This is a genomic window from Kribbella swartbergensis, from assembly GCF_054784135.1.
In genome coordinates this window covers 175,445-201,184 of the sequence record NZ_BAAGPM010000017.1, presented here as the reverse complement: position 1 = coordinate 201,184, position 25,740 = coordinate 175,445, and the positions used below count along the sequence as shown (strand labels likewise).

The window sequence follows — 25,740 nt, the reverse complement described above, 5'->3', positions numbered from 1 at the left end:
CACTGACTCATTTGCCGATGTTGCGGCCGGCGTGCGGGTACGACTTCACGCCTCCGGTGTTCGGGTGGTCGGCCCAGACACCCCAGTTGCTGTAGGAGTTGGCCCAGATCGTCTGCGGGCCGGCGCCGCTGCCCCAGATGTTGTTGCGGACCGTGTAGCCACCGTTCGACCAGGTACCCCATCGATCCGACGACGACCAGGCCGCGGCCTGCGCGGGTACGGCGGCCACCAGGCCCGCCGCGAGCACGGTGAGGATCGCTGTCACTGCTCTCCACCACTTTGTCATTGCGTGTTCCTCTCATCCTTGGGCGTTGAGATGATGCAGGGACTTGACACAGGGGATTCCACGACTCGACGCTGTTGCTCCGAGTCGAAGCGCTTCGACTGGGGTATGACAGGGGAAGACAACCCAGGCAAGGGGAAAAGCATGGTCACGATCGCGGACGTCGCCCGGCATGCCGGGGTCGCGGCCAGCACGGTCTCCTACGTGCTCAGCGGCAAGCGGTCGATCTCCTCCGACACCCGCGAACGCGTCCAGCGCAGCGTCCGCGCGCTCGGCTACCGGCCGAACGCCAGCGCCCGCGCGCTCGCCAGCCAGCGATCCAACGTGCTCGCGCTGGTGATCCCGCTGCGCACCGGCATGCACGTTCCGGTGATGATGCAGTTCGCCACCGCGGTGGTGACCACGGCCCGCCGGTTCGACCACGACGTACTGCTGCTGACCGCCGACGAGGGACCGGAAGGGCTGGAGCGGGTCGCCCAGAGCTCGCTGGTGGACGCGTTGGTCGTCATGGACGTCGAGCTGCACGACGAGCGGGTGCCGGTGCTGCGTGAGCTGCCGATGCCGTCGGTGCTCATCGGGTATCCGGACGACGCCGACGGGCTGACCTGCGTCGACCTCGACTTCGTTGCCGCGGGCGCCCATTGTGTCGACCACCTGGCGGACCTCGGACACCGGTCGCTCGCCTTGCTCGGTACGCCGTCGGCCGTGTACGAACGCCAGACCGGCTTCGCGCAACGCACCCTCACCGGCTTCGCCGAGGCGGCGGAACGCCGCGGGGTGCTCGGCGTCGAGACGCCCTGTGAGCACACGTTCGACGCGATCCTCGGCACCGTCGAGCAGCTGCTGCACGAGCACCCTGACATCACCGGACTCGTCGTACAGAACGAACCGATCATCGGTCCGCTGCTCGACGTACTGCGGCGACTCGGGCGTCGCGTCCCGGAAGACATGTCGCTGATGGCCATCTGCGCGGACGACGTCGCCGAGCGGCAGGTGCCGCAGCTGTCGTCGGTGACGATCCCGGCCGAGCGCATCGGTGAGCAGGCGGTCGAGGCACTGATCAGCAAGCTCGAGGGCGGCGACGTCCCCGAGCTGACCCTGCTCCCGCCGAAGCTCACCCCCCGCGGCAGCACCTGCCAGGCGCCTCATGGTGACCGCACGACGGCGTAGCCGCCACCCGGCAGCGACAACGAGCCGTCGACGCGGGCACCGGAGATCAGCTCGATCCCGTCACCGGGTACGACGACCTGCGTGTCGCCGTGGTTGAAGAGGAAGGTCCACGTGGTGTCGCCGGCTCGGCGACTTACGCTCTCGACCTCCGCCGACGACAGGTCGAAAAGGCCTGCAAAAGTCTCGAAATCGAGCGAGGTCGAGACGTACCAAGCGGTCCCGGCGCCGACCTGGCGGCGGGTGATCGCCGGCTTCCCGTCGAGCACTCCGCCCACGTACCGGTCGACCACCTCGGCCGACACCGCCGCCACGTCCTCGCTCCACAACCGGCCTCGCCCACCGGACGACAGTTCCACCTCGCCGTCCTCGGGCAGCGGGTGGAACTCCTCGACCCGCACCCCGAGCAACTCGCTGAAGGCGCCCGGGTACCCGCCGAGCCGCACCTGTACGTCGGGATCCACGATGCCGCTGAAGTATCCGATCACCAACTGTCCGCCACCTTCGACGTACGCCGCCAGTGACGCGGCCGCCTCGTCGCCGACCAGGTACAGCGACGGCACCACGACGAGCCGGTACGACGACAGGGCGGCCGAAGGAGCCGCCAAGTCGACAGTGACGCCGGCACGCCAGAAGTGCCGATGCGCGTCCTGCACGGCCGCGAGGTAGTCCAGCGATGACGACGGCAGGTGCGTTCCTTGCATCGCCCACCAGCATTCGACGTCCCACAGGATCGCGACGTCGGCGACGACTTCGGCGTCGGCCACCTCGGCCAGCGAGGGCAGCACCGATCCCAGTGCGGTGACCTCCCGGAACATCCGCGACGAAGGTCCCGCGTGCGGCACCAGCGCCGAGTGATACATCTCGGCCCCACCGCGCGACGCCCGCCATTGGAAGAACAGCGCACCCTTGGAGCCGCGCGCGATGTGCGACAGGCTGTGGCGCGCCATCCGCCCGGGTTCCTTCGGGTGCAGGCGCCGCCCGTCGTTCAGCGTGCCCGCGGCCTGCTCCATCAGCAGCCACGGCTTCCCACCGGCCCACGACCGCGCGAGGTCGGCGCCGAACGCGGTCTGCTCCTCCGCGCCGAGGTCGGTCCGGCCGGGATAGTGGTCTATGGCAACGACGTCGACTGCCGAGGCCCACTGCGCGTGATTGACCGGCACCCAGCCGCCGAAGACGAAGTTCGTTGTGATCGGCAACGAAGAGCGGGCCCGGATCGCGGCCTTCTGCTCGAGGAACGCCGCCAGCAACTCGTCCGACCAGAACCGCCGGTAGTCCAGGAACTGCGTCGGATTCACCAGGTACTGCGTACGACGCGGCGGCTGGACGTCCTGCCAATCGGCGTACCCCTGGCTCCAGAAAGCAGTGGTCCACGCGGAATTCAGCCGATCGAGCGTGCCATACCTCTCCTGCAACCACGAGCGAAACCGCTCGGCGGCCAGCGAGCAGTAACAGGTCGTCCCGTACTCGTTGTGAACGTGCCACAGAGCGAGCGCCGGATGATCGTGGTACCGGTCGGCCAACACACCGGCAATTCGGGTTGCCGCCGTACGGTAGGCGGGTGCGCAAGCGCAGTACGTGTCACGGCTGCCGTGCGTCAGCCGTACGCCGTCGGCCGTCACCGGCAACGCCTCCGGGTGCACCCGGCTGAACCACGGGGGCGGCGACGCGGTAGGCGTGGCGAGGTCCACACTGATGCCGCCTTCGTGGAGCTGGTCGAGCACCCGGTCCAGCCAACCGAACTCGTAGACCCCGGGCGACGGCTCGAGACTCGACCAGGAGAAGACCCCGACGGTGACGAGGTTGACGCCGGCCTGACGCATCAGGTCGACGTCCTCCTTCCACACCGCCGGGTCCCACTGCTCCGGGTTGTAGTCGCCGCCGTACCAGAGTCGCGTCATACCGGTTCTCCATAGGGAATGCCGAAGCCGTTGGTCGAGAGGTAGACACGACCGTAGACCCGCGGGTCGCCGGTGATCGCCTCGCCGGTGTACGCGTACTGGTGCCGGTCGTCGTTCACCCGCACCCACGACGCACCGCTGTCGTCGGACCGGAAGATCCCGCGGACGCCGTTCACCTTGCCCGACGTGTAGGCCGCCATGTCGGGTCGTCCGGGCGCTGCCTTGCCGAAGCCGATCGTGTACGCCTCCTCGACAGAGTTCACCGGCAGGAACGTCAGACCGCGATCGACCGACCGATACAACCCTCCGCCACCGGCCGCCAGCCAGCAGTGGCCGGCCCGATCGAGCACGGTCTCCAACTTCCCTGCACCGGTGGGCAACCCGCTGGTTGTGGCCGTGAAGGTGACACCGCCGGTCGTGCTCACGTACGCCGTACCGGTCGCCGGATCGAAAGCATAGAACAGCCGCGGATCGACCCGATCGCCGGCAACCACACAGTTGACGGGCAGATCGTCGACACTCGTCCAGGTGGTTCCGCGGTCGCGCGAGTAGTGCGGCGCGACGTCACCCGGTGTCCACAGCAACGTCCGGGCGTCGGCGCTCACCGCGATCCGTCCCGTCTGCGTCAGACCGGCCGGCTCGCCGCGGAACGGCTGCCACGACACCCCGGCATCGGTCGAGTACGCACCCCGCTCACCGGCTGCCGCATTCGCCAGCCGGACGACGAACCCGGGCGACAGTGCGGCGTAGTCGAGACTCGGTGACGTCCCGCTGACCGGGTTCGACGCCTGTCCATCCGGCGGTACGACGTCCAGCCGCTCGTGCCGATACACACCGATGTCACCGAGCGCGCTGATCAACGGCGGTCCCCACGGCGGACTGATCAGATCCAGGACGGCGGTCTCCTCCAACCCCTGCGCCCGCACCGACCAGTGCGTACTCCGGCCGGCCTCGGCCTCGGTGACGTCGTCCGTACCGAAGATCGTCGCGCCGGTGACGTACAGGACCTTGCCCGAGTCGAACGGATCGATCGAGATGTCGCCGATCATCCAGCCGAGCTTCGGCGTGCCGTGGAAGTTCAGGTACGGCGCTCCGGACGTGTCCAGCACGATGCGCTCGGCGATCGAGTGCCAGGTACGGCCGCCGTCGACCGAGCGGAACACGTCGTCGACCGGACCCCATCGGCTCATCGTCGACACCATCACCGTGCCCGGACGACGTGGATCGGTGGCGAGGCCGCCGTACCCGAAGCCGGCTTCACCGCCGGTGTTCGGCCGCAGCGGCGTGATGTCGGTCCACACCCCAGTCGCGGTGTCCAGCTTGTGTACGGCGCCGTCGTACATCTCGTACGGTCCGGGCCGGTCGCCGTAGGTGAGATAGATGTTGCCGTCGGCTCCCAATTCACCGTGGTGCGGCAACAGTCCGGTCGGCTGGCCCGGCACCGGTGCCCAGGTCCGGCCCGCATCGGTGCTGCGGTACAGGCCGGCCGCCGGGTCCGCGACGCCGGCGTAGATCGTGCCGTCGCGAGGGTCGAAGAAGACGAAGCCGATGCCGATCCCGGCCGTACCGTTGACCGGGAAGCTGTCGACCCGTGCCCAGGTCCTGCCCCGGTCGGCGCTGCGCCACAGGCCGTGCCCACGAGTGCCGAGGAACAGCACCCGGCCGTCGCGGGGATCGACCACCAGCCGCTCCCCCATCGAGCGGCCCGGCTCGTTGCCGCCGAGCTTGAACGGCAGGTCGGTTCGCTCGAACGTCCGGCCCTGGTCGCAGGACCGCAGGATCGCGCCGTTGATCGGCGACCAGTCGTTCGTGTAGGTGCCGACGGCAAGATACAGGCGGCTGGGATCCGCCGGGTCGAGGGCGAGACTCTCGACGCCGGTCCAGTTCCACTCGTCCCAGCCGATCCAGTGCAGCAGTTGCACCCACCGCTGCGTGCGGTTGTCGAAGCGCGCCGCTCCCCCGATGTCGGTGCGTGCGTAGACGAGCCCGCGCTTCCGCGGGTGGTGGATGATGCCGGTGACGAATCCGCCGCCCACGATCTCCACGTTCCGCCACCGATACCTTTTCGCCGCAGCGGCCTCGGCATGCCCAGCGGTCGCCGCGGCGAGCGCGGTACCTGTGGTGAGGGCCAGGAAGTGTCTGCGTTTGAGGTCCATACTCACCCCTTGACGGCGCCGATGATGACGCCCTTGGTGAAGTGGCGCTGGATGAACGGGTAGACCAGCAGCACCGGCACGATCGCGATCACCACGATCGCCATCTTGATCGCCAGACCAGGCGCCGGTGCCAATCCGAGGCCGACGCCACTCGCCACTCCGCCGGCGCCGGTGGGCAGGGCCTGCTGTTCGACGATGTACGTCCGTAGCACCATCTGCAACGGCCACTTGTTGTTGTCGTTGAGGTAGAGCAACGCGTTGAAGAACGCGTTCCAGTAGCCGACCGCGTAGAACAACCCGACCACGGCCACGACCGCCTTCGACAGCGGCATCACGATCCGGCGCAGGATCGCGAACTCTCCCGCTCCGTCGATCCGCGCACTGTCGATCAACTCGGCCGGGATCGCCATGAAGAACGCCCGCATCACGATCAGGTTGAACGCCGACACCGCGGTCGGCAGAATCAGCGACGCGTAGCTGTCGATCAGCCCGAGCGCGTTCACCAGCAGATAGCTCGGGATGATGCCCGGCCCGAACAGGAACGTCAGCAGGACGACGAACAGCAACGGCCGGTGGAACAACGATCCCGGCCGGGACAGCCCGTAAGCCGCCAGCACGGTGACCCACAGGCTGAACGCCGTGCCGATCAACGTGATCAACACGCTGATCACCAGGGCCCGTGTGACCACACCACCCGACAGCAGTTGCACGTACGCCGCGATCGTCAGGTCCCGGGGTACGACGACCAGTCCGCCGGCCCGGGTCACTGCTTCGGTGCTGGACAGACTCGTGACGACCACGACGTACAGCGGAAACGCGACCGCGAGTGCGATCAGGGCCAGCACCACCGGCTTGCCCACCCGGCCGACAGCGGTCGGCTCTTCCTCCCAGACAGCTCTTGTCGTCATGAGCGCGAATACACCCCCTGCTCGCCCACCATGTGAGCGAATCGGTTGGCCGCCAGGACCAGGACGAGCCCGACGACACCCTTGAACAGGCCGGCGGCGGCTCCGTACCCGAAGTCTCCGACGAGCAGGCCCTGGTAGTAGACGTACGTGTCGAGCACCTCGGCGGCATCCGCGCCGACCGCGCTGCGCTGCAGGATGAACTGCTCGAAACCGACCGTCAACGCGTCACCCAGCCGCAGGATGAGCAGCAGAACGATCACCGGCCGCAGTCCGGGCAGCGTGATGTGCCACAGCCGGCGCCAGCGGTTCGCGCCATCCGCCGCGGCCGCCTCGTAGAGCGCCGGGTTGATCGTCGACAACGCCGCGAGGAACACGATCATCCCCCAGCCGGCGTCCTTCCAGATCGACTGCGCGGTGACCAGCAGGATGAACGTGTCCGGCCTGGTCATCAGATCGACGGCCTCGTAGCCGTTGTTCCGCAGCGACTGCGCCAGCAGCCCGCCACCGCCGATCATCTGCTGGAACAGCGACACGACCAGCACCCACGAGAAGAAGTGCGGCAGGTACACGATGCCCTGGATGACGTTGCGGAGCTTGGCCGACAACACGCTGTTCAGCAGCAACGCCAGCGCGATCGGAATCGGGAAGAAGAACACCAACTGGACGGCGGTGATCGTCAATGTGTTGGCCGCCGCCTGCCAGAACGCCGGCTCGGAGAACATCCGGCTGAAGTTGGCGAAGCCGATGAACTCACTGCCGCGGATCCCGACGTACGGCGAGTAGTCCTGGAACGCGATCACATTGCCCAGCGTCGGGAAGTAGTGGAACACCCCGAGCAGCACGATCACCGGCAGCACCATCAACAGCAGCGGCCAGTCCCGCGCCCACCGATGCCGAAAGCTCGCTCCGCCTCGCGGACGCTTCCGTCGCGGCGCCGGCGGACGCTTCGCTGCGGCCGGCGCCGTCCTCACAGGATTCTTAGCGACCGTTGTCACTGAGCACCTTCGCGTAGAAGTCCCGGCCCTCGTTGCCGCCGTTGGTCTGCCACTGCTTGATCGCGGTCTTCAGCTCGCTGACCGGCTTCCGGCCGCGGAAGATGTCCTGCAGCGCGTCGTCGAACGGTTGGTGGAGCGCCGCCATCCTGGCCGGCTGTTCGACCCGGATCCCGTCGAAGAGGTTCTTCTCCCGGACCTTCGCCGCAGCGTTCTGCCAGGCACTCATCGACTCGACATAGCCCGGGTACTCGCTCTGGGTGATGGCCGGCGGCCGGCCGCCGAGGAAGATGTAGGTCTGCGACACCTCCTTCTGGCCCAGCGCGGTGAGCTTCGGCGCACCGGAAGGCTGTTTGGTGTAGTGCTTGCCCTCCTGCCCGTAGTTGTAGAGCTGGTATTCCTCGGTGCCGAACGGAGCGGAGGTGTAGTTGAGAACGCCGAGCAGCTCCTTCACGCGAGCCTCGCCGACCCCCTTCTTCACGAAGGTGAAGATGCCGGCCGGGTCGCCGCCCCAGGTGATCGGCGTACCGCCGTCGTGGGCGAACGGCATCACCGGCTGCGGGTTGTACGTCGGGTTGATCGTGGACTGCCGCTGCAGCGACTCCTGCCAGCCGCCCAGCCCGTTCTGACGGATCAGCAGCTTGCCACCCTCGAACAGCGCGTTCTCATCCGCTGCGTTGCCAACCACCTCCGGATGCACGTAGCCGGCTTGAAACAGTTTCCGGACGAAGGCCACCGACTCCTCGAACTCCGGCGTCTCGATCTTGTTGACCAGCTTGCCGTCCGGCTCCTTGCGCCAGCCGGCCGGTGCCCCGAACGCCCGGGCCACCTCGTCGGCAACCGAACCGAAGGCCCACCGGTTCGCCTTCGCGTTGGTCAGTTGCTTGCCCAGTGCGAGCAGATCGTCGGCAGTCTTCGGCGGCTCCGCGCCGACCTGGTCGAAGATGTCCTTGCGGTACATCAGCATCCAGGGGAAGCCGTCCGAGGGGAACGGCACCGCCTTGAGCTGGTTGTTCCAGACGCCGTACGCCCAGGCCCTGGTCGGCAAGTTGGCCAGCATCGGGTACGCCGACACCTTGTCTCCGGCCAGGTACGGCGTCAGGTCCTCGAACAGCTTGTCCACGGCCTGGCCGAACCGGGTCAGCCCGGAGATGTTCCAGCCCGGGATGCAGAGCAGCTCCGGCACGTTGCCGGCCGCAAGAATCGGGCCGAGCTTGTCGCCGTAGTCGTTGCCGTTGAGGATGTTGAACCGGACCGGCGCGCCGATCCGCTCGTTGTTCACGTCGTAGTAGCTGTTGTTGCCGAGCCCGGGCGGCGGCGGGCTCCACAGCGGGGTCATCGCGGAGACTTCCTTGCCGCTGGTGACCGCCTTGTCCGGCACGGCCCGCTTCAGCTCGGCCGGGTACTTGGTGTAGCCCGGTGCGGCGCCGTTCTCCCCCGGCAGGTCCGGCTTGACCGACTCGTACGGGGTGTACTTCGGCAGCAGCCCGGACAGCTTGTCCTCGGTCTCGGCGCGGCCGCCGGTCGACGACCCGGAGCTGCCGTCCGAGCAACCGGTCAGCGTGACGCCGCCGGTGGCCGCCGCGGCACCCGCGCCGAGCAGGGAGATGAACGTCCGGCGGCTGGTCTGGCCGCCCACTGATCCGGTCACGATGGCTCTCCTGGATTTCTTGGCCTAGAATTAGTTGGGCTGGTAGCCAAACAAATTAACCCAAGCGCGAGAGCACGACAAGGTGTAGAACTGAGCCACTGCCGAAACACTGGCCACGAGCCGAACAGGACGGACCTTGACCACACAGACCGCGGACCACACCGACATCCGGGCCACCAACCTGGCCGCGGTGCTGGGTTTCCTGCGCCGGGAGGCGCCGTGCTCACGGGCCGCGATCGCGACCGGGACCGGGCTGAACAAGGCGACCGTGACCAGCATCGTCGGGGACCTGCTCGACCGCCGGCTGGTCCGCGAGACCCAGCAGACCCAGAACCACGTCGGCCGGCCCGCGACCCTGCTCGTCCTGGACGGGTCGGCGTACGCCGCGATCGGGCTGGAGGTGAGCGCCCGGGGCCTGACCGCCCTCGCCTGCGACACCGCCGGTGACCAGGTGCTGCGCTGGCACCGCGCGGGACCGGGTGTCGAGGCGGGGCCGGCGAAGACGATCGCCGCGGTGGCGGCGCTGGCCCGGCGGGCGATCTCGACGGTGCAGTCGTCCGGCCGGCGGGTCCTGGGGATCACGGTCGGCGTGCCGGGACTGGTCAACCGGGACGGCTCCGTCGTCCTGGCGGCCGGTCTGGGCTGGCGGGGTGTGCCGCTCCAGGCGGATCTCACGACCGCGCTCGGGCGGCCGGACATTCCCGTGAACGTCGACAACGACGCGTCGCTCGCCGTACTGGCCGAGCATCTCTACGGCCCGCTGGCCGGATCGGAGAACCTGATCCAGCTCACCGGCGACACCGGAGTCGGTGCGGGCATCATCGTCGACGGCCGCCCGCTCCGAGGGCATCTCGGGTACGTCGGCGAGATCGGTCATCTCCGCGTGGTCGCGGACGGGCCACTGTGCGGCTGCGGCCGCCGCGGTTGCCTGGAGGCGCTCGCGAGCCTGCCGGCGATCCTGTCCCGCCTCGACGGGCCGGCCGACGCCGATCCGCAGATCCAGCTCGAGCACCTCATCCGCCGGGCCGACGACGGCGAGGCGGCCGTCACCAAGGTCCTCGCCGAAGCCGGCACCCATCTCGGCCACGGCATCGCCGCTCTGGTCAACCTTCTGAACCCCAGCCACGTCGTGCTCGGCGGTTCCTACGCCTTGCTGGCGGCGCATCTCTCCCCCGCCATTACCAAGGCGCTGGACGAGTCCGCGATCGCTCCCGACGCCGGCGGCTGCCGGATCGTCGCCTCGACGTTCCCGGACACCGCCACTCCCCTGGGCGCCACGGCTCGGGCTCTGACCCCGCTCACGACCGGTCATCTCCCGGCCCGCGGGTGACCCCCGAACCCGTTCTGAACACCGGAAAGCGTCGGCCAGGTCTTGACCAGCCTGGCCGGGAATGCAACCCTCTGATCACTCCGTCGTCACAGGCCATCACTGGCCGAGACGGATTTTTTCGCCCAGCTTGTCGAAGCGCTTCGAATGAAGGCAGCGGTGATCATTCGAAGCGCTTCGACACCAGCCGCAGTGGAGTCGATCGCCGATGAGCACTCCAGCCACGAAGCCAGCGTTCCGCGACCCGGCCCGGCCGCTGCGGGAACGGGTCGACGATCTGATCGGCCGGCTGACCACCGGCGAGAAGCTGGGCCTGCTGCACCAGCACCAGGCCCCGGTGCACCGCCTCGGCGTGGACTCGTTCCGCACCGGAACGGAGGCGCTCCACGGCGTCGCCTGGCTCGGACCGGCCACCGTGTTCCCGCAAGCCGTCGGACTGGCCACCACCTGGAACCCCGAACTGGTCCGCGCGGTCGGCTCCGCGGTCGGTGACGAGGTCCGCGTCTTCCACGACAAGGACCCAGCCGCGGTCGGATTGAACGTCTGGGCACCGGTGGTCAACCCGCTCCGCGATCCACGCTGGGGCCGGAACGAGGAGGGGTACGCCGAGGATCCCTGGCTGACCGGGGTCATCGCGACCGCGTACGGTCGCGGCCTGGCCGGTGACCACCCCACCTACCTCAAGACCGCGCCGACCCTCAAGCACTTCCTTGCCTACAACAACGAGACCGACCGGTGCACCACCTCGAGCAACCTGCCGCCGCGGGTCCTGCACGACTACGAACTGCCCGCGTTCCGCGCTCCGATCGACGCCGGGGCAGCCGTTGCGGTGATGCCGTCGTACAACCTGGTGAATGGACGGCCGGCCCACCTCAGTCCGCTGATCAACGACGCGCTCCGCACGTGGACCGACGACGACGTGCTCGTCGTCAGTGACGCGTACGCGCCGGGCAACCTGTACGGACTGCAGCAGTACCACCCCGACGGTCCGACCGCGTACGCCGCCGCCCTCAGGGCCGGGGTGGACAGCTTCACCCAGGACGGCGATGACTCCGGACCGTCGATCGAGAACCTCACCGAGGCGCTCGACCGCGACCTGATCACCGTCGACGACCTCGACACCGCGGTCCGGCGCGTGCTCGCCGTCCGCTTCCGTCTGGGCGAGTTCGACCCGCCCGAACTCGACCCGTATCGCGGTCTCGAACCCGACGTCGTCAACTGCCCCGCGCATCGCCGGCTCGCGCAGGAAGCGGCGCGGCAGTCGATCGTGCTGCTCAAGCACGAGTGCCAGGTGCTCCCGCTCGAGGCCGCGGCGATCAGACGCCTGGCCGTCATCGGCCCGCTGGCCGACTCCCTTCCGGCGGACTGGTACGCCGGGACCTTGCCGTACCAGATCACCGCGTACGACGGCCTGGTCGAACGACTGGGGAAGGACCGGGTCGAGTACTGCGAAGGCGTCGATCGGATCGCGCTTCGGGTCGCCGGCTCGACGTCGTACCTCACCATCGGGGACGACGGCGTACTGCGGGCGGACGACGGTGAGCACAAGTGGTTCGACCTGTTCGACTGGGGTGGTGACGCCTGCTCCCTGCGGTCGGTCCGGAACGGACGGCACCTGACCGTCACCGACGACGGCTCGTTGGTGGCCGATCAGCCCGGGCCGAACGGCTGGGAGGTGAAGGAGACGTTCCGCCTGGTCGAGACGGGTGGCACCATTCAGGTGCTGCATCTGAACAGCGGCCGGTATCTGCACGTCGACGACGCGGTCGGCCTCGGCGAGGCGGGTACGGAGTTCGAGCTCGAGGTGTGGATCGACGGCGCCGCCGAGGCGGCCCGGGTCGCCGCCCGGGCCGATCTCGCGATCGTTGTCGCAGGCAATCATCCGATGGTCAACGGGCGGGAGACCGAGGACCGCCGCGACCTGGACCTGCCGAAGGCCCAGGACCGGCTGATCCGCGCCGTGCACGCGGCGAACTCGCGGACGGTCCTGGTGATGACGAGCAGCTACCCGTTCGCGGTCGGCTGGGCTCAGCAGAACCTTCCGGCGCTGCTGTGGTCGGCTCACGGCGGGCAGGAGCACGGTCGCGCGTTGGCCGACGTACTCTTCGGCGACGCCGAACCCGCCGGGCGGCTCACCCAGACGTGGTACCACTCCGCCGCCGATCTCCCCGACCTGCTCGACTACGACATCGTCGCGACCGACGCGACGTACCTGTACTACCGCGGTCTGCCGCTCTACCCGTTCGGCCACGGTCTCAGCTACACGACTTTCGCGTACAGCGACCTGCGCCTCAGCTCCGCGTCGATCCCGGCGGACGGTGACATCCGAGTGACGTTCACGGTGACCAACACGGGGAGCAGGGTGGGCAGCGAGGTTGCCCAGCTCTACACGCACCAGCAGCGTTCACGGGTCAAGCAACCGTTGCGTCAGCTCCGCGGCTTCCATCGGCTGACGCTGCTCCCTGGTGAGAGCACCGACGTCGACATGACGATCGCCGCGGCCGACCTGGGGTTCTGGGACGTCACGCGGGACCGCCGTTGCGTCGAGACGGCGCGGCACAGCATCATGGTCGGCCGCTCCAGCACGGACATCCGTCTCGTGGCCACTCTCGACGTGCAGGGTGAACGCATCCCGCCCCGACCTCTCGGCCATCTCGCCGCCACGAGCTTCGACGAGTACTCCGCCATCACCTTGACCGCTGCGACCCGCGACCAGGGCGATGCGGTCGTCTCGCTGGAGGCCGGCGCCTGGCTGTCTTTCGACCAGGTCGAGCTGAAGCACACGTCGTACACAGCAACCGTCGCCAACCGCGGGACGGCACCGGCGACGATCGAACTCCGGCTCGACGATCCCCTGCATGGCGAGCTGCTGGACACGTTGCGGGTCTCACCGACGGACGACCTCACCCGGTTGTCGGGCCAGGTGAGGTCGACCGGTGTTCACACGCTCTACATCGTCGTCTCCGCGGCCGACGTCGTGCTGGAGAGCTTCACCGTGTAGCGCTCACAGGCGCCTTCGACCACTCGGCTCTCCGGGCGACCGTTGCGCAGGCTGAGCTCGATCACCGCGTCGGGCAGGTTCGCCCGGACGGTCTGACCCTCGGCCGGCGCGAACCACCGGAGTTCGACGTCCGAGGACCAGTCGTACTCCGGCCGGTCGTCGACCGCGCCGATCGGGATCACTGCGCCCTCGCGCACGAGGACCGGCAGAGAGTCGAAGCCGTGAGTCTGGTGGACCCAGCGCGGCCCGGTGAACCGCTCACCACTGAGCAGATCGGTCCACGTGCCCGGCGGCAGATAGAACGACACCTCCCCCGTGGAGCTCATCACCGGCGCTACCAGGAGGTCCGGGCCGAGCATGTACTGACGGTCGAGGTAGGCCACCCCGGGATCGTCCGGGAACTCCAGCACCATCGGCCGCATCATCGGCACGCCGTCGCGATGCGCCTCGGCCGCCGCCGTCATCAGGTACGGCATCAGCGACAGCTTCAGCTTGGTGAACTTCCGCAGTACGTCGACCGCCTCCTCGTCGAACGCCCACGGCACCCGGTACGACGACGAGCCGTGCAGCCGCGAGTGCGAGGAGAGCAGCCCGAACGGCACCCAGCGCTTGAAGATCGCCGGATCGGGAGTGCCCTCGAACCCGCCGATGTCGTGACTCCAGTAGCCGAACCCGGACGCGGCCAGCGACAGTCCACCGCGCAACGACTCGGCCATCGCCTCGAACGTCGACTCGCAGTCGCCACCCCAGTGCACGGGGAACTGCTGACCGCCGGCCGTCGCCGACCGCGCGTACAGGACGGCCTCGCCCTCGCCGCGGTTCTCCTCCAGCAGACCGAAGACGGCCTGGTTGTACAGGTGCGGGTAGTAGTTGTGCATGCGTTGAGGGTCCGAGCCGTCGTACCAGACGACATCGGTCGGGATGCGTTCGCCGAAGTCGGTCTTGAAGCAGTCGACGCCCATGTCGATCAGGGTCTGCAGCTTCGAGCGGTACCACGCGGTCGCGTCCGGGTTGGTGAAGTCGACGATCGCCATCCCGGCCTGCCACATGTCCCACTGCCAGACCGAACCGTCCGGACGCTTCAGCAGGTATCCGAGCCGACGGCCTTCGTCGAACAGCACCGAACGCTGCGCGATGTACGGGTTGATCCACAGGCTGATCCGGAGACCGCGATCCTTCAGCCGCCGCAGCATCCCCTCCGGATCCGGGAACGCGACCGGGTCCCAGAGGAAGTCGCACCAGTGGAACTGCCGCATCCAGAAACAGTCGAAGTGGAAGACGCTCAACGGGATGTCCCGCTCGGCCATGCCGTCGACGAACGCGGTCGTGGTCTCCTCGCTGTAGTCGGTGGTGAACGACGTGGACAGCCACAGCCCCATCGACCACGCGGGCACCCGGGCGGGCCGGCCGGTGAGGGCGGTGTAGCGACGGAGCACGTCCTTCGGCGTCGGCCCGGCGAAGACGTAGTACGAGAGTTCCTCACCCTCGACGCTGAACTGGGTGCGCGAGGTGACCTCGGACCCGACCTCGAACGACACCGGCGCCGGGGTGTCGACCAGGACGCCGTACCCGTTGCTGCTCAGGTAGAACGGGACGTTCTTGTAGGCCTGCTCGCTGGACGTGCCGCCGTCGGCGTTCCAGATGTCGACGACCTGACCGTTCTTCACCAGCGGGCCGAACCGCTCGCCGAGGCCGTAGATCGTCTCTCCCACCCCGAGCGCCAGCTGCTCGTGCAGGTGGGTCCGGCCGTGCTGGTCGGTGATCAGCCCGATGCTGCGCACACCGGAGTTCGTCAGCGGCCGGCCATCCTGCTCGAAGCGGACGTCCCAGGGCCCGTCCAGGCTGACGATCACGCTCAGCTCGCCGGACGTCAGCCGCGCCTCGACGGGGCCGACCTCCACCTTGACCGGGTGACCGTCGTCGGTGTTCAGCCGGTACGACGGACGCGCGGGCAGGCCACCGAGATGGTGAGCGATCCGGACTCCGATCACCCCGCGAGCGGGCGAGGTGAAGGTGACCGTGAAGACCGGCTGGTTGAGCGTGTCCCCGCGCCGCTCGAGCCGTTTGGCCGGGGCGAACACGGTCAGCTCCCGCTCCCCCGGCTCCACGCTCTCGACCTCGGCCGGCCGCAGCCGTGTCAGGCCCTCGCGCAGCTGCCAGTATCCGTCGGTGAACTTCATCGGGGACCGCCTCTCTCGAGCGAATTGTCGAAGCGCTTCGACAGAGCCTACCCGGCGGGAACTGCTCACGGTGTGGAAACCCGTGGAGCGCGAGACAGGTCACAGGCGAGGATGGGCGGATGGAGCTCTCGATCGTGCTGGGGTTCGTGGTCGCGGTGTTCTTCGTGAGCATCGTTCCGGGCCCGGACATGCTGTTCATCGTCGCCAACGCGGCCGTCGGAGGGCGCCGGGCCGGAGTGGTCGCGGCGGCCGGAATGTCCACCGGTCTCGCGGTGCACACCGTGGCGGCGTCCCTCGGACTCGGTGCGCTGATCCAGGCCGCGCCGCAGGTGCTGAACGGCGTACGCATCGCCGGGGCCGCGTTCCTGCTGTATCTCGCCTACCTGACCTGGCGGGCGAGCCGGCAGGAGGTGGCGGAGGCCGACGACACCCTCGAGTTGCCCAGACGGACGCTGCGGAAGACCTACGTGATGGCGACGCTCACGAACCTCGCCAACCCGAAGGTCATCCTGTTCTACCTCGCCTTCGTGCCCCAGTTCGTCACCACCGGCGCCGGCAGCTGGCCGGTCACGGTCCAGTTCCTGGTCCTCGGCGCCGTCTTCATCGCCGTCGGCTTCCCCGTCGACGCATCCGCCGGCCTGCTGGCCGGAAGCCTCGCCGGCACCCTGTTCCGCGCCGGCAGCACGGTTCGCCGGCGGCTCGAACGGATCTGCGCCGGCATCTTCGCCGCCCTCGCCGCCCGCCTCGCCGTCGACATCCGCTGAGCCGGGATCCGACCCCTGCCAGGGGTGGTGCCGGCAGGGGGTGCTGAGTCAAGCTGGGAGCAGAGCAGTCGACGACCTGACGGAGGAGGTCCGATGAAGGCGGCGGCGGGTGACACAGTGATCGTCGAGGGCACCCACGTGATGGCCCATCGGCGGCAAGGCGAGATCGTTGAGGTCCACGACCCGAACGGCGCTCCGCCGTACCTGGTGCACTGGACCGACACCGACACCGAGACCCTCTTCTTCCCCGGACCGGACGCGCACATCATCCATTCCGAGTGAGCTGACGCAGTGTTCGGTGCCACGGGTTGGCGGGCAGCTGAGGGTTGAGCAGCGCGGCCGCGACGCAGTACTTGCTGACCTGGATCGGCCGCACCTGAAGCTCGCGCAGGACCACGTCGGCCGCTCCCGCACGCCCTGCGGTCTTGCTCTCCACCAGTACGGCGGCCGGCAGCACGTCGACCGACGACCGGCCGTCGAAGAACCGCAGGTCGATGTCGCACGTCAACCGGGCGTGCTCGGTGCGGTCGACCAGGGTGCTCCGCCGGTACGTGGTCGTCAACGCCGGCCGCAGTGGTTCCTCGACGCCCACGCCGTACGCCGTCCGCACCTGGTCGGCGAGGAACGTCCAGGCCGGCTCGGTCAGCCGCGCCCGGTCTCCGATCGGGTACGGCATCCGCGACTTGACCGTCTCGGACCTGTTGCCCTTCAGCTTCACCTCGAAGCTGCACTCCCCGCTGTCCAGGTACGACCGCGTCCGGACCTTGTACCGGTACCGCCGCCGCTGCACGTGCTGCCGGTACAGCCCGAGTGACGGTGTGTCGAAGTACACCGACTCGTACCGGAAACTCCGCTGCCCGTCGATCTCCAGGACGGCGAACCGGTCGCGCAGCCGCGTCACCATCTCGACGAACGTCCCGATCGGGACGAGGTACTTGCGATCCACCCGGGTCTGCAACTCCGCCTCCGCGAGCACCTCGGCGAGCGTGATCGGCGGCAACTGGGCCAGCGCCCCGGTCGTCGCCGCGTGCAACCGGCTGCTCATGAGGCGAACCGCTCGAGCCGGCGTACGGCGTCCAGGTGCGGGCCGGCGGTCCGGACCCGGTAGCGAACGTCGACCACCGTCGTGTCGGTGACCAGGTCCAGGTGGAGTACGACGAAGTACCGGATGTCGGCCCGGAGCAGCCGCTCGAGCGCCGGCCCGACGTCGCGGACGTCCGGGTAGGCCTGGTCGAGGACGACCCGCTGACGGCGAGACCGCAGCGTCAGCCGCGGGTGGTCGACGACGTACATCAGGGCGACCAGCAGGAAGCTCAGCGCGGGAGCGAGCCAGAACGGACCGGGGTGCAGGCCGTTGACCAGGCCCATGGCGAGCGAGATGAAGTAGTACGCGACCTCCTCCTGGGTGATCGAGTCCGACCGGAGCCGGATGATCGACAGGATGCCGAACAGGCCGAGCCCGAGCCCCATCCCGGCGCCGCTGCCGGCGAGCATCGCCGTGACCGCGAGGACGCCGACGTTGAGTGCGACGTACGCGAGCAGCAGGTCACGCCGGTGGTACCGGCGAAAGTAGGTGCCGTAAGCAAGCAGACCGATGGCGAGCAGATCGGCGGGTATCGCGACTCCCAGACCGGACACGTTTCCTCCAGGTGGCTGATGGTGCTTCCACCTTCCCGCCCACCGGTGAGACGTCCCTGAGTCTTCGGTGAGAGACCTCTCACGGAAGAAGTCGGTAACCCATTCCGCGGACGGTTTGGATGCGGTTCGCGCCGAGTTTGCGGCGTAGGTAGCGGATATAGACGTCGACGACGTTGGAGCCCGGGTCGAAGTCGAAACCCCAGACCTGGGAAAGGAGTTGCTCGCGCGACAGCACCTGGTCGGGATGCCGGCAGAACACCTCCGCGAGCAGGAACTCGCGCGCGGTGAGTTCGACCGTCTCGCCGTCGACGAGTGCCCGCCGGGTCCGCAGGTCCAGGCTGAGATCTCCGACCTGCAGGATGTTGGCGTCCGGCGTACCCTCGCTGCGCAGCCTGAGACGGACGCGGGCCAGCAGTTCCTCGAAGGCGAACGGTTTGGCGATGTAGTCGTCCGCACCGCCCTCCAGTCCGGCGACCGTGTCGCGGACACTGTCGCGCGCGGTGAGGATCACCACCGGCATCGTCACCCGGGCCTCTCGCAACCGCCGCAGCACGGTGAACCCGTCCACCCGCGGCAGCCCGAGGTCCAGGATCAGCAGGTCGTAGGCGCCGCTGACACCTTCCTGGTACGCCGTTTCGCCGTCGCCGACCACGGTCGTCACGAACCCGTTGCTGCGCAGACCGCGTTCGACGAACGACGCGATCCGCTCCTCGTCCTCGGCGATCAGGATCCGGTTCATCGCGGCAGCGCCTCCTCGTTCGCCGGCAGGGTCAGCTCGAACCGCGCACCCGGACCCGGCGCGAGCCGGACGTCACCGCCGTGGGCCTGCGCGATCGAACGGACGATCGCCAGCCCGAGCCCGGCTCCCTCGGTCCGGCGCTGATCGTTGCCGCGGGCAAATCGGTCGAAGATGCGCTCCCGGTCCGCCGGCGGCACGCCCGGACCGGAGTCGGCCACCCACAGCAGCACGCTGCCGTCGGCGTCGAGGTGCGAGCCGACCTCGATCCGGTCGCCGGTCCCGGTGTGCCGGACCGCGTTCGACACCAGTTGCATCAGCGCCTGCGTGAGCCGCTGGCCGTCGGCGACGACGGTCGCGTCGGCCGTCGCGGCCACCCGCCAGTTCCGGTCGGCCAGCGGCCGGGATTTCGCGACCACCTCGACGACGAGTTCGGTCAGGTTGACCTCACCGGGGTCGAGGAAGTCGGGGCGGTCGCTCTTGGCCAGGACGAGCAGGTCGTCGACCATCCGGTTCATCCGGGCCAGCTCGTCCAGCACCAGCGCCTTGGTCTCCTCGCGGTCGCGCGGGTCGTCGCCCATCAGTTCCAGGTGACCGCGGATCACCGTGATCGGCGTCCGCAGTTCGTGGCCGGCGTTGTCGGCGAACTCCCGTTGCGCCGTGAACGCGTCCTCCAGCCGGTCCAGCATCGTGTTGAAGGTGCGGGCCAGTTGCGCGACGTCGTCGTTGCCGACGACATCGATCCGGCGCCGCAGATCGGTCTCGCTGATCCGCTCCGCCGTCGTCCGCAGCTGCCGGATCGGCGCCAGCACCCGGCCGGTGACCAGCCAGCAGGCACCGGCGGCCATCGCCAGGGTGATCGCGCCGACGACCACCAGCGCCCGGGCCGCGTCCATCGACGGCTTGGCGATCACGTCGCGGAACTCGAGCATCACCAGCTGGGCGCGCACCGGCTGCGATCCGAGCTGCACCGGGATCACGCCGTACCGGACCCTGCCGGCCGGGCTGTCGGTCCAGCCGTACGTCGGTTCGTTCGCGCCGGCGAGACGCCGGACGAAGGCCGCGTCGGTGTCGAGCCGCGCGGGTGGGATGCCCTGGCTGCGGTGGTACTCGCGGCCGTCGACGATGGTGAAGAACGCCTCGGAGTCGTCCGGCAGGTTGAGCTGCAGCCAGCGGTCGAGCAGGTCCTCGGGCCGGGTGAAGGACGCGGCGGACTGGGACTTCGCGAAGGCGCGGAACTTGCTCGCCTCGTGGGTGAGTTCGTCGTCCGCCGCGGCGTCGGCCCGGGTCGCGAGGACCTGCCAGGTGAGGAAGACCAGCGCCGACAACGCGAGCGCGAGCACACCGAACATCCAGCCGATGATCCGCACCCGGGCACTGACCACCGGCCGGCGCCGGCAATCACCCATCGTCGTCGTCCGGGTCGTCCGCGGACGTGTCACCGAGATCGTCGTCATCGTCCTGCCCGGCGGTTCTCGCCGGCGCCGGCGACACCGGGTCGGCACCCGGGCTGCTCGTCACCGTCGGTTTGGTCGGTGTGGATCCCGTCGGTGCCGGCGTGGGCGCCGGTCCCGGTGTGGTGGCCGACGCGGGGACGACGACCGTCTCACCGAGCTCCGGTGCGGAGCGTTCGGCCAGGTAGCGGGGCAGCAGGAAACCGGCCACCACCAGCAAGCCGGCGACAACCCCGTAGATCACGCGTGGAGACCGCATGCTCAAAGCCTGCGACCTCTCCCGGAGATCCGCATGAGCCGAAGATTACAGAGTTCTCATGTTCAGAAGATCCAGAAACCGGTCGCCGCGGTCGGTGCGGCGCCCAGGATCATCCACCCGGACAGCAGCGACCGCCGGAAGATCGCCAGCACGCCGGCCACGGTCAGCAGCCCGATCACGCCGGACATCAACCACAAGCCGATGCCCTTGCCGCGATCGGCCTCCGCGATGCCGATGCTGTAGACCGCCAGTGACACCGCCGGCACCGACCCGACATGGATCAGGATCACCGAAGCGACCCACCGCTGCACGGTCTCGATCTTCACACCAACTCCAGGAGGTCCCTCAGCCACCGCCGACCTCGTCATACTACAGCCTGTCGTAGATGCACCGGCGGCAGGTATTCCGGTTGCCCGCCGGACCTCGAACCGCCAGGATCACCGCCATGACCGACCAACGGCCTGTGGCCCTCGTCACCGGTGTCGGCCGCACGAGCGGTATCGGCGCCGGCATCGCCCGCAAACTCGCCGCATCCGGGTGGGATGTCGCGTTCAGCTACTGGACGGCGTACGACGAGCGGATGACCTGGGGTGTGCAGCCGGGCGCCACCGACGAGATCACCCAGGAGTTGAGCGGGCTCGGTGCGACCGCGGTGCCGATCGAGGCCGACCTGGTCGACCCGGCGGCCCCCGAGCGGATCTTCGACGAGGCCGAGCGGGGCGTCGGCAAGGTCACCGCGCTGGTCATGTGCCACTGCGAATCCGTCGCCTCGAGCATCCTGGACACGACCGTCGAGAGCTTCGACCGGCACTTCGCGGTCAACGCCAGAGCCACCTGGCTGCTGATCCGCGAGTACGGCCGCCGCTTCACCGGCGTACCCGGAACCGGCCGGATCATCGCACTGACCAGCGACCACACCGTCCACAACCTCCCGTACGGCGCGAGCAAGGGCGCGCTGGACCGGATCACGCTGGCCGCCGCCCGCGAACTAGCCCACCTCGGCGTCACCGCCAACGTCGTCAATCCCGGCCCGATCGACACCGGCTGGATGACCGACGAGATCCGCGCCGCCGGTATCGGGCAGACGCCACTCGGCCGCCTGGGTACGCCGCAGGACACCGCCAACCTGGTCGACTTCCTCTGCTCGGAGCAGGGCGGATGGATGAACGGCCAGCTACTGCTGAGCAACGGCGGCTTCGCCTAGCCTTCTGCTCACCAGGAGACCGGCAGGCAGGCGAGGCGGGAACCGGCCGCGCCGTGGTGGTCGGTGGGTTTCTCGTGGATGACGATCGAGCGGTTGCCCGGCAGAGGTGTGAACGGTACGACGGTCATGGCGTTGCCGGCGCCGGACGGGCTGACGGTGAAGTCGAGCCAGATCTCGGTGGTGGGGTTCACGCGCGGAGGGACCTTCCCGGCCACCGTGTCGGCGTTGTAGTGCGGCCCGGCCGCCGCGCCGTCGCCGGTCACACAAGGCCCGGTGTGCAGGTGAGCACCGAACGACCGGCCGGCCGCCGACCGCCCGATCCCCCGGACCTGGAAAATCGCCAAGGTCGACCCGCCATGCGACACCAGCACCGCCAACGCCCGCGCACGGTCGAACGGCCCGCCGGCCGTCGGTGCCAGGTCGCGCAGGTTGTCGTGAGCAGTGACAACACTCGCATCCACAGGCTTGGCAACGGCCACCGGCGCAACCATTCCAGTAGCCAGCGCAACCGCAGCCGCCACAACACTCCGAAGAACTGCCACCGCGTAACTCCCTCGCGTCCCGTCCGATCGACACTGCCGCGGGCGGGTGACAGTGCCTGAGATTCTGCCGCAATCGCCGGTCAACTGCTCGACGGCTGACCGGCGTTTCTCGGTCGGGCAAGTGTGGATGCGGCCTGCCGGAGTGTGGTGAGGACGGTGCGGACCGCTTGGCGGGCGGCGCGCTCGGGGCGGTGGAGCGCGTCGATGTGGCGGCGGGTGTGGACACCACGCAGAGGGCGAAGGACGACGGCGGGATGGCGGCGGGCGGTCCAGCGAGGCATGAGGGCGATCCCGCCGCCGGCCGCGACGACTTCGGCGACGACGGTGAACTCGTTGATGCGATGGACCAGGTCGAGGCGATGGTTGGCGGCGGCCCCGATCGCCTCGATGGTCGCCATCAGCGGGAAGCCGTCGTGGACGGTGATCCAGGGCTCGTGGGCGACGTCGCGCGGGGTCAGTTGACGCTTCGCGGCCAGTGGGTGATCGACGGGCAGGGCTACGTCCAAGGGTTCGTGCAGTAGTGGGGTGACGGCGACAGAAGGCGGCCAGGCGGCACCGTGGTCCAGCCGGTGTGCCAGGACGACGTCGTACTCGCGTGTCAGCAAGGGGAACTCGTCCTGCGGGACGTCCTCGTCGTGCAGGCTGAGCTGAGGCGCGGCATCGGCGCGCAGGAGCAACGGGAAGAAGGTCGCCGCCGCACTGTGGAACGCCGCGACGGAGACGAGCGCGTCGGGCTGCTCGATGAACTCGTCGACGGTGTGCCGAGCCCGGGCCAGCGCGCTTTCCACGTCCGCGGCCGCGGCCGCGAGCGCTCGCCCGGCCGCGGTGAGAACGACTCGCCGGCCGTCTCGTTCGGTCAGTGGCACCGGGATCGACCGTTGCAACAACCTGAGCTGCTGCGAGATCGCCGATGGCGTCACCAGCAACGCCTCCGCGGCGGCGGTGACGCTGCCCAGCTCACCGACTTCCCGAAGCACTCTCAGCTGACGCTCGTCCATCCCTACACTGTAGGGTCGCTACAAGGTTGATTAAGAAGTTGGTACTGGGCTTCAACGTCGCGAGCGGTCATCGTTGAGCCCGTGCTCGCCTCCCGCCGTACCGACATCGTCTTGTTGCTGGTCGCCGTCGTGTGGGGTTCGAGCTACCTCGCGGCCAAGACGGCGACCGGTTCCACGCCGGTTCTGACCGTGCTGTTCCTGCGGTACGGGATCTCCGCGGTCGCGCTGCTGTTCTTCGTGCGGAGCGTCAGCCGCCGTGAACTCAAGGTCGGCGGGCTGCTCGGGCTGAGCCAGGCGGCAGTCCTGGTCCTGGAGACGTACGGCGTGACGCACACCAGCGCGGCCAACGCCGGGCTGATCATCAGTCTGACGCTCGTCCTGACGCCGCTGATGGACCGTCGCCGGCTGCCGCCGAGATTCTTCCTCGCGGCAGGCATCTGCGTCGTCGCGGTCGGTCTGCTGATGTCCGGCAACGGGCTCGACACACCCGGCATCGGTGACCTGCTCATGCTCGCCGCCGCCGTGGTCCGCGCCGCCCATGTCGCGCTGGTCGGCCGGCTTGCCGTCGACCTCCGGCCTCTGCAGGTGACGACCGTACAGACGGTCGTCGGTACGGCGCTCTTCGCAGGACCCGCCGTTGGTCACCTGCCGCTCGACGCCGGTGTGGCGACCTGGCTGCAACTCGTCTATCTCGCGCTGTTCTGCAGTGTGTTCGCGTTCCTGGCCCAGACCTGGGCCGTGCAACGCACCTCCGCCAGCCGCGCCAGCCTCCTCCTCGGCACCGAACCCGTCTGGGCCGTTGCCATCGGCATCCTCCTGGCCGGCGAACACCTCACCCTCCCGGCCGCGATCGGCGCCGCACTGATGGTCGCCGGCACCACCTGGGGCCAGTCCATCGAACGCGCCCAGCGCCTCCGCGCTGACGGCACACACCACACACGTCCTCCGGCGGCTGTCGGCACGTGAGCGCGGCAGCGAGCCGGAGGTGCCTCCCGGGAGGGTGGGAGGCACCTCGGCGAAGTGGCTAGCTGCGGGTCCACTTCTGGTTGTCGGCGCCGTTGCAGTACCAGACGTCGATCGGCGTACCGTTGCCGGTTCCGCCGCCGGCTGCGTCCAGGCAGAGGCCGGGGTTCGCGACGCTGGTGATGGTGAGGTCGGCGTTGAGGTTCCAGGCCTGGTTCGCCGCGCCGGTGCAGTTCTCGATGGTGACCCGGCTGCCGGCCTCGCCGGCGGTCATGCACTTGTCGGCGTACACGGTGAGCTGCTTGTCGGCCGTGTAGTTCCACGACTGGTTGCCGCCGTTGTTGCAGTCCCACAGGTCGAGCGCCGTACCAGGTGCGGTCGAGAAGCCAGGCACGTCGACACACCGGTTGCTGGCCACGCCACGGATCGGTTCACCCGGGGGCGCCGGCGGCAGGTCGTTGCTCGGCTCCTGCTTGAGCAGGCCCCAGCCCCACCACAGCTGCGCCAGGCCACTCTGGCTGTTGACCTGGAGGTCCTTCGGGCCGACCTGGGTCGTCATCGAGTACGAGTCGCCGGTGCGCAGGCCGGGCCAGTAGACGATGCCCATGTTCTGCTCACGCGCGACCTGGGTGAGAGCAGCGAGGTACGACGTGTAGACGTTGCCCTCGTGGTTGCCGTAGTTCAGCCCGATCGTCATCGGCGAACCGGCCTCGTCGATGATCGTGCGCCAGCCGTACTCGCCGATTCGCGGCCGCAGGTTCGCCAGCCAGGCGGCCTCGTTCTCGTCGGAGGCCCAGAAGCCGTAGAAGTGCAGGGACAGCAGCGTGCCGTTCAGCTCGGGCGCCGCGCCGACCCCGGTGACGTTGTCGTTGTAGCCGGTGCCGGAGATGACGATCCGGCCGCGCGGGACGCTCTGGTGCCGGTCGATCCACGACGAGGTGAGCGACACCCACTCGGTCAGCGAGTAGCCGAACGGCTCGTTCATCGGCTCGAAGTACACCCGCGGGTTCTTGCCGTACGCCGCGACGACAGTGTCCCACATCGCGGTGTACTTCGCGGGGTCGTCGACCCGGCCGTCCTTGGCGTTGTCGGCCTCCCAGTAGCTGAGGATGACCTTGAAGCCGTTCGCCACCGAGGCGTCGATCGCACCCCGGTACGACGTCCACCAGGCAGTCCCGACGCTCGACGGGTTGATCGGCAGCCGGATCGTGTTGGCCTTCAGTTCCTTGCGGAACTCGCCGACGATGCCGGTGGCCTTCTGGTACGTCGTCGCGTACGAGTCCGCCGTACTCAGGCCGGACGGGACGACCTCGTCGTCGGCGTAGTTGTCTCGCGGGTCCGCCCAGTTCACCCCGCGGAACTCACTCGTCCCGGCCGGTCCGGTGGACCCGGCGGTCTCGCCGGTCCCTGTGCTGCCGGCCGCGGCTGCGGTTCCGGCCTCGGTGGTGGACGCCCCGGCCTGCACGGTCACGGCGGCGACCACCGACGACGCGAGCAGCGCCGCCGCGGCGATGCGGCCAACAGTTGATCTCACACTCTCTCCGATCCTCACGAGCGAGCGGCGGCCCCGGACGCCGCGATTCTGTATCGCGGCGATGTTTACGTAAACATGGGCA

At 68.9% G+C, this 25,740-nt stretch carries 23 protein-coding genes; 7 read left to right on the top strand and 16 right to left on the bottom strand.

Features of this window, described 5'->3' with window-relative positions; genetic code table 11:
* Nucleotides 1–7 precede the first annotated feature (7 nt).
* Nucleotides 8–265: a glycoside hydrolase family 12 protein gene (locus ACYVOK_RS12785; RefSeq protein ID WP_460662569.1), complete on the bottom strand. Its 258-nt coding sequence runs from the start codon at nucleotides 263–265 to the stop codon at nucleotides 8–10.
* 162 nt (nucleotides 266–427) lie between these two features.
* On the opposite strand from ACYVOK_RS12785, the gene ACYVOK_RS12780 reads away from it, so the two are divergent.
* A complete protein-coding gene (locus ACYVOK_RS12780; RefSeq protein WP_460662568.1) occupies nucleotides 428–1,453 on the top strand; it encodes a LacI family DNA-binding transcriptional regulator in 1,026 nt (341 codons plus the stop codon).
* Here ACYVOK_RS12780 and ACYVOK_RS12775 read toward each other — a convergent pair.
* The 5 genes from ACYVOK_RS12775 to ACYVOK_RS12755 all read right to left on the bottom strand — a co-directional run bounded on the left by ACYVOK_RS12775 (nucleotide 1,429) and on the right by ACYVOK_RS12755 (nucleotide 9,058).
* On the bottom strand, nucleotides 1,429–3,351 hold the full coding sequence (locus tag ACYVOK_RS12775; RefSeq protein WP_460662567.1) for a beta-galactosidase: 1,923 nt from the start codon (nucleotides 3,349–3,351) through the stop codon (nucleotides 1,429–1,431). The genes ACYVOK_RS12780 and ACYVOK_RS12775 overlap by 25 nt on opposite strands.
* On the bottom strand, nucleotides 3,348–5,507 hold the full coding sequence (locus tag ACYVOK_RS12770; protein WP_460662566.1) for a WD40/YVTN/BNR-like repeat-containing protein: 2,160 nt from the start codon (nucleotides 5,505–5,507) through the stop codon (nucleotides 3,348–3,350). Before ACYVOK_RS12770 ends, ACYVOK_RS12775 begins: the two co-directional genes overlap by 4 nt.
* Before the next feature lie 2 nt (nucleotides 5,508–5,509).
* A complete protein-coding gene (locus ACYVOK_RS12765) occupies nucleotides 5,510–6,415 on the bottom strand; it encodes a carbohydrate ABC transporter permease (RefSeq protein ID WP_460662565.1) in 906 nt (301 codons plus the stop codon).
* Nucleotides 6,412–7,275: an ABC transporter permease gene (locus ACYVOK_RS12760; protein WP_460662564.1), complete on the bottom strand. Its 864-nt coding sequence runs from the start codon at nucleotides 7,273–7,275 to the stop codon at nucleotides 6,412–6,414. The genes ACYVOK_RS12765 and ACYVOK_RS12760 overlap by 4 nt, the downstream gene beginning before the upstream one ends.
* 118 nt (nucleotides 7,276–7,393) lie before the next feature.
* Entirely contained in the window at nucleotides 7,394–9,058 is a 1,665-nt protein-coding gene (locus tag ACYVOK_RS12755) for an extracellular solute-binding protein (protein WP_460662563.1), read from the bottom strand.
* Nucleotides 9,059–9,194: 136 nt separating this feature from the next.
* Between ACYVOK_RS12755 and ACYVOK_RS12750 the strand changes: the two genes are divergently transcribed.
* The gene (locus tag ACYVOK_RS12750; RefSeq protein WP_460662562.1) at nucleotides 9,195–10,388 is read left to right on the top strand and encodes an ROK family protein; all 1,194 of its coding nucleotides are present in this window, start codon (nucleotides 9,195–9,197) and stop codon (nucleotides 10,386–10,388) included.
* Nucleotides 10,389–10,593: 205 nt separating this feature from the next.
* Nucleotides 10,594–13,386 (top strand): glycoside hydrolase family 3 protein, encoded by a 2,793-nt coding sequence (locus ACYVOK_RS12745; RefSeq protein WP_460662561.1) that lies wholly within the window; start codon nucleotides 10,594–10,596, stop codon nucleotides 13,384–13,386.
* Here ACYVOK_RS12745 and yicI read toward each other — a convergent pair.
* Nucleotides 13,335–15,566: an alpha-xylosidase gene (gene yicI, locus ACYVOK_RS12740; RefSeq protein ID WP_460662560.1), complete on the bottom strand. Its 2,232-nt coding sequence runs from the start codon at nucleotides 15,564–15,566 to the stop codon at nucleotides 13,335–13,337. The genes ACYVOK_RS12745 and yicI overlap by 52 nt on opposite strands.
* Nucleotides 15,567–15,685: 119 nt before the next feature.
* Here yicI and ACYVOK_RS12735 point away from each other — a divergent pair, with 119 nt between their 5' ends.
* On the top strand, nucleotides 15,686–16,330 hold the full coding sequence (locus ACYVOK_RS12735) for a LysE family translocator (protein WP_460662559.1): 645 nt from the start codon (nucleotides 15,686–15,688) through the stop codon (nucleotides 16,328–16,330).
* Between the two features lie 93 nt (nucleotides 16,331–16,423).
* Nucleotides 16,424–16,612 (top strand): DUF1918 domain-containing protein, encoded by a 189-nt coding sequence (locus ACYVOK_RS12730; RefSeq protein WP_460662558.1) that lies wholly within the window; start codon nucleotides 16,424–16,426, stop codon nucleotides 16,610–16,612.
* Here ACYVOK_RS12730 and ACYVOK_RS12725 read toward each other — a convergent pair.
* From ACYVOK_RS12725 to ACYVOK_RS12700, 6 genes are all read right to left on the bottom strand, one after another.
* Nucleotides 16,596–17,375, bottom strand: a complete 780-nt coding sequence (locus tag ACYVOK_RS12725; RefSeq protein ID WP_460662557.1) for a polyphosphate polymerase domain-containing protein — start codon at nucleotides 17,373–17,375, stop codon at nucleotides 16,596–16,598. The genes ACYVOK_RS12730 and ACYVOK_RS12725 overlap by 17 nt on opposite strands.
* Nucleotides 17,372–17,968, bottom strand: a complete 597-nt coding sequence (locus ACYVOK_RS12720) for a DUF4956 domain-containing protein (RefSeq protein ID WP_460662556.1) — start codon at nucleotides 17,966–17,968, stop codon at nucleotides 17,372–17,374. The genes ACYVOK_RS12725 and ACYVOK_RS12720 overlap by 4 nt, the downstream gene beginning before the upstream one ends.
* A 79-nt stretch (nucleotides 17,969–18,047) precedes the next feature.
* Nucleotides 18,048–18,707, bottom strand: coding sequence for a response regulator transcription factor (locus tag ACYVOK_RS12715; RefSeq protein ID WP_460662555.1), 660 nt, complete (start codon nucleotides 18,705–18,707; stop codon nucleotides 18,048–18,050).
* Nucleotides 18,704–20,161: a sensor histidine kinase gene (locus ACYVOK_RS12710; RefSeq protein WP_460662554.1), complete on the bottom strand. Its 1,458-nt coding sequence runs from the start codon at nucleotides 20,159–20,161 to the stop codon at nucleotides 18,704–18,706. The genes ACYVOK_RS12715 and ACYVOK_RS12710 overlap by 4 nt, the downstream gene beginning before the upstream one ends.
* Complete coding sequence (locus tag ACYVOK_RS12705; protein WP_460662553.1) at nucleotides 20,106–20,417, bottom strand: hypothetical protein; 312 nt, start codon at nucleotides 20,415–20,417, stop codon at nucleotides 20,106–20,108. Before ACYVOK_RS12705 ends, ACYVOK_RS12710 begins: the two co-directional genes overlap by 56 nt.
* A gap of 62 nt (nucleotides 20,418–20,479) precedes the next feature.
* Nucleotides 20,480–20,743 carry a hypothetical protein gene (locus ACYVOK_RS12700; RefSeq protein WP_460662552.1) on the bottom strand — a complete coding sequence of 88 codons (264 nt, stop codon included), beginning with the start codon at nucleotides 20,741–20,743 and terminating at the stop codon, nucleotides 20,480–20,482.
* Nucleotides 20,744–20,862: 119 nt separating this feature from the next.
* Here ACYVOK_RS12700 and ACYVOK_RS12695 point away from each other — a divergent pair, with 119 nt between their 5' ends.
* On the top strand, nucleotides 20,863–21,621 hold the full coding sequence (locus ACYVOK_RS12695; protein ID WP_460662551.1) for an SDR family oxidoreductase: 759 nt from the start codon (nucleotides 20,863–20,865) through the stop codon (nucleotides 21,619–21,621).
* 8 nt (nucleotides 21,622–21,629) lie between these two features.
* Here ACYVOK_RS12695 and ACYVOK_RS12690 read toward each other — a convergent pair whose 3' ends face one another.
* Nucleotides 21,630–22,100 (bottom strand): superoxide dismutase family protein, encoded by a 471-nt coding sequence (locus tag ACYVOK_RS12690; protein ID WP_460662550.1) that lies wholly within the window; start codon nucleotides 22,098–22,100, stop codon nucleotides 21,630–21,632.
* Between the two features lie 143 nt (nucleotides 22,101–22,243).
* Nucleotides 22,244–23,161, bottom strand: a complete 918-nt coding sequence (locus ACYVOK_RS12685) for a LysR family transcriptional regulator (protein ID WP_460662549.1) — start codon at nucleotides 23,159–23,161, stop codon at nucleotides 22,244–22,246.
* 81 nt (nucleotides 23,162–23,242) lie between these two features.
* Here ACYVOK_RS12685 and ACYVOK_RS12680 point away from each other — a divergent pair, with 81 nt between their 5' ends.
* Nucleotides 23,243–24,127: a DMT family transporter gene (locus ACYVOK_RS12680; protein ID WP_460662548.1), complete on the top strand. Its 885-nt coding sequence runs from the start codon at nucleotides 23,243–23,245 to the stop codon at nucleotides 24,125–24,127.
* A gap of 58 nt (nucleotides 24,128–24,185) precedes the next feature.
* Here the strand turns inward: ACYVOK_RS12680 and ACYVOK_RS12675 are convergent, their stop codons facing one another.
* Nucleotides 24,186–25,658, bottom strand: coding sequence for a ricin-type beta-trefoil lectin domain protein (locus tag ACYVOK_RS12675; protein WP_460662547.1), 1,473 nt, complete (start codon nucleotides 25,656–25,658; stop codon nucleotides 24,186–24,188).
* Nucleotides 25,659–25,740: the final 82 nt, after the last annotated feature.

Coding starts and splice junctions, on each gene's coding strand:
- ACYVOK_RS12775 (WP_460662567.1), bottom strand. CDS start 3,351: ATGACGCGACTCTGGTACGGCGGCGACTACAACCCGGAGCAGTGGGAC.
- ACYVOK_RS12685 (WP_460662549.1), bottom strand. CDS start 23,161: ATGGACGAGCGTCAGCTGAGAGTGCTTCGGGAAGTCGGTGAGCTGGGC.
- ACYVOK_RS12695 (WP_460662551.1), top strand. CDS start 20,863: ATGACCGACCAACGGCCTGTGGCCCTCGTCACCGGTGTCGGCCGCACG.
- ACYVOK_RS12745 (WP_460662561.1), top strand. CDS start 10,594: ATGAGCACTCCAGCCACGAAGCCAGCGTTCCGCGACCCGGCCCGGCCG.
- yicI (WP_460662560.1), bottom strand. CDS start 15,566: ATGAAGTTCACCGACGGATACTGGCAGCTGCGCGAGGGCCTGACACGG.
- ACYVOK_RS12730 (WP_460662558.1), top strand. CDS start 16,424: ATGAAGGCGGCGGCGGGTGACACAGTGATCGTCGAGGGCACCCACGTG.
- ACYVOK_RS12735 (WP_460662559.1), top strand. CDS start 15,686: ATGGAGCTCTCGATCGTGCTGGGGTTCGTGGTCGCGGTGTTCTTCGTG.
- ACYVOK_RS12715 (WP_460662555.1), bottom strand. CDS start 18,707: ATGAACCGGATCCTGATCGCCGAGGACGAGGAGCGGATCGCGTCGTTC.
- ACYVOK_RS12705 (WP_460662553.1), bottom strand. CDS start 20,417: ATGCGGTCTCCACGCGTGATCTACGGGGTTGTCGCCGGCTTGCTGGTG.
- ACYVOK_RS12780 (WP_460662568.1), top strand. CDS start 428: ATGGTCACGATCGCGGACGTCGCCCGGCATGCCGGGGTCGCGGCCAGC.
- ACYVOK_RS12760 (WP_460662564.1), bottom strand. CDS start 7,275: ATGGTGCTGCCGGTGATCGTGCTGCTCGGGGTGTTCCACTACTTCCCG.
- ACYVOK_RS12725 (WP_460662557.1), bottom strand. CDS start 17,375: ATGAGCAGCCGGTTGCACGCGGCGACGACCGGGGCGCTGGCCCAGTTG.
- ACYVOK_RS12770 (WP_460662566.1), bottom strand. CDS start 5,507: ATGGACCTCAAACGCAGACACTTCCTGGCCCTCACCACAGGTACCGCG.
- ACYVOK_RS12765 (WP_460662565.1), bottom strand. CDS start 6,415: ATGACGACAAGAGCTGTCTGGGAGGAAGAGCCGACCGCTGTCGGCCGG.
- ACYVOK_RS12710 (WP_460662554.1), bottom strand. CDS start 20,161: ATGACGACGATCTCGGTGACACGTCCGCGGACGACCCGGACGACGACG.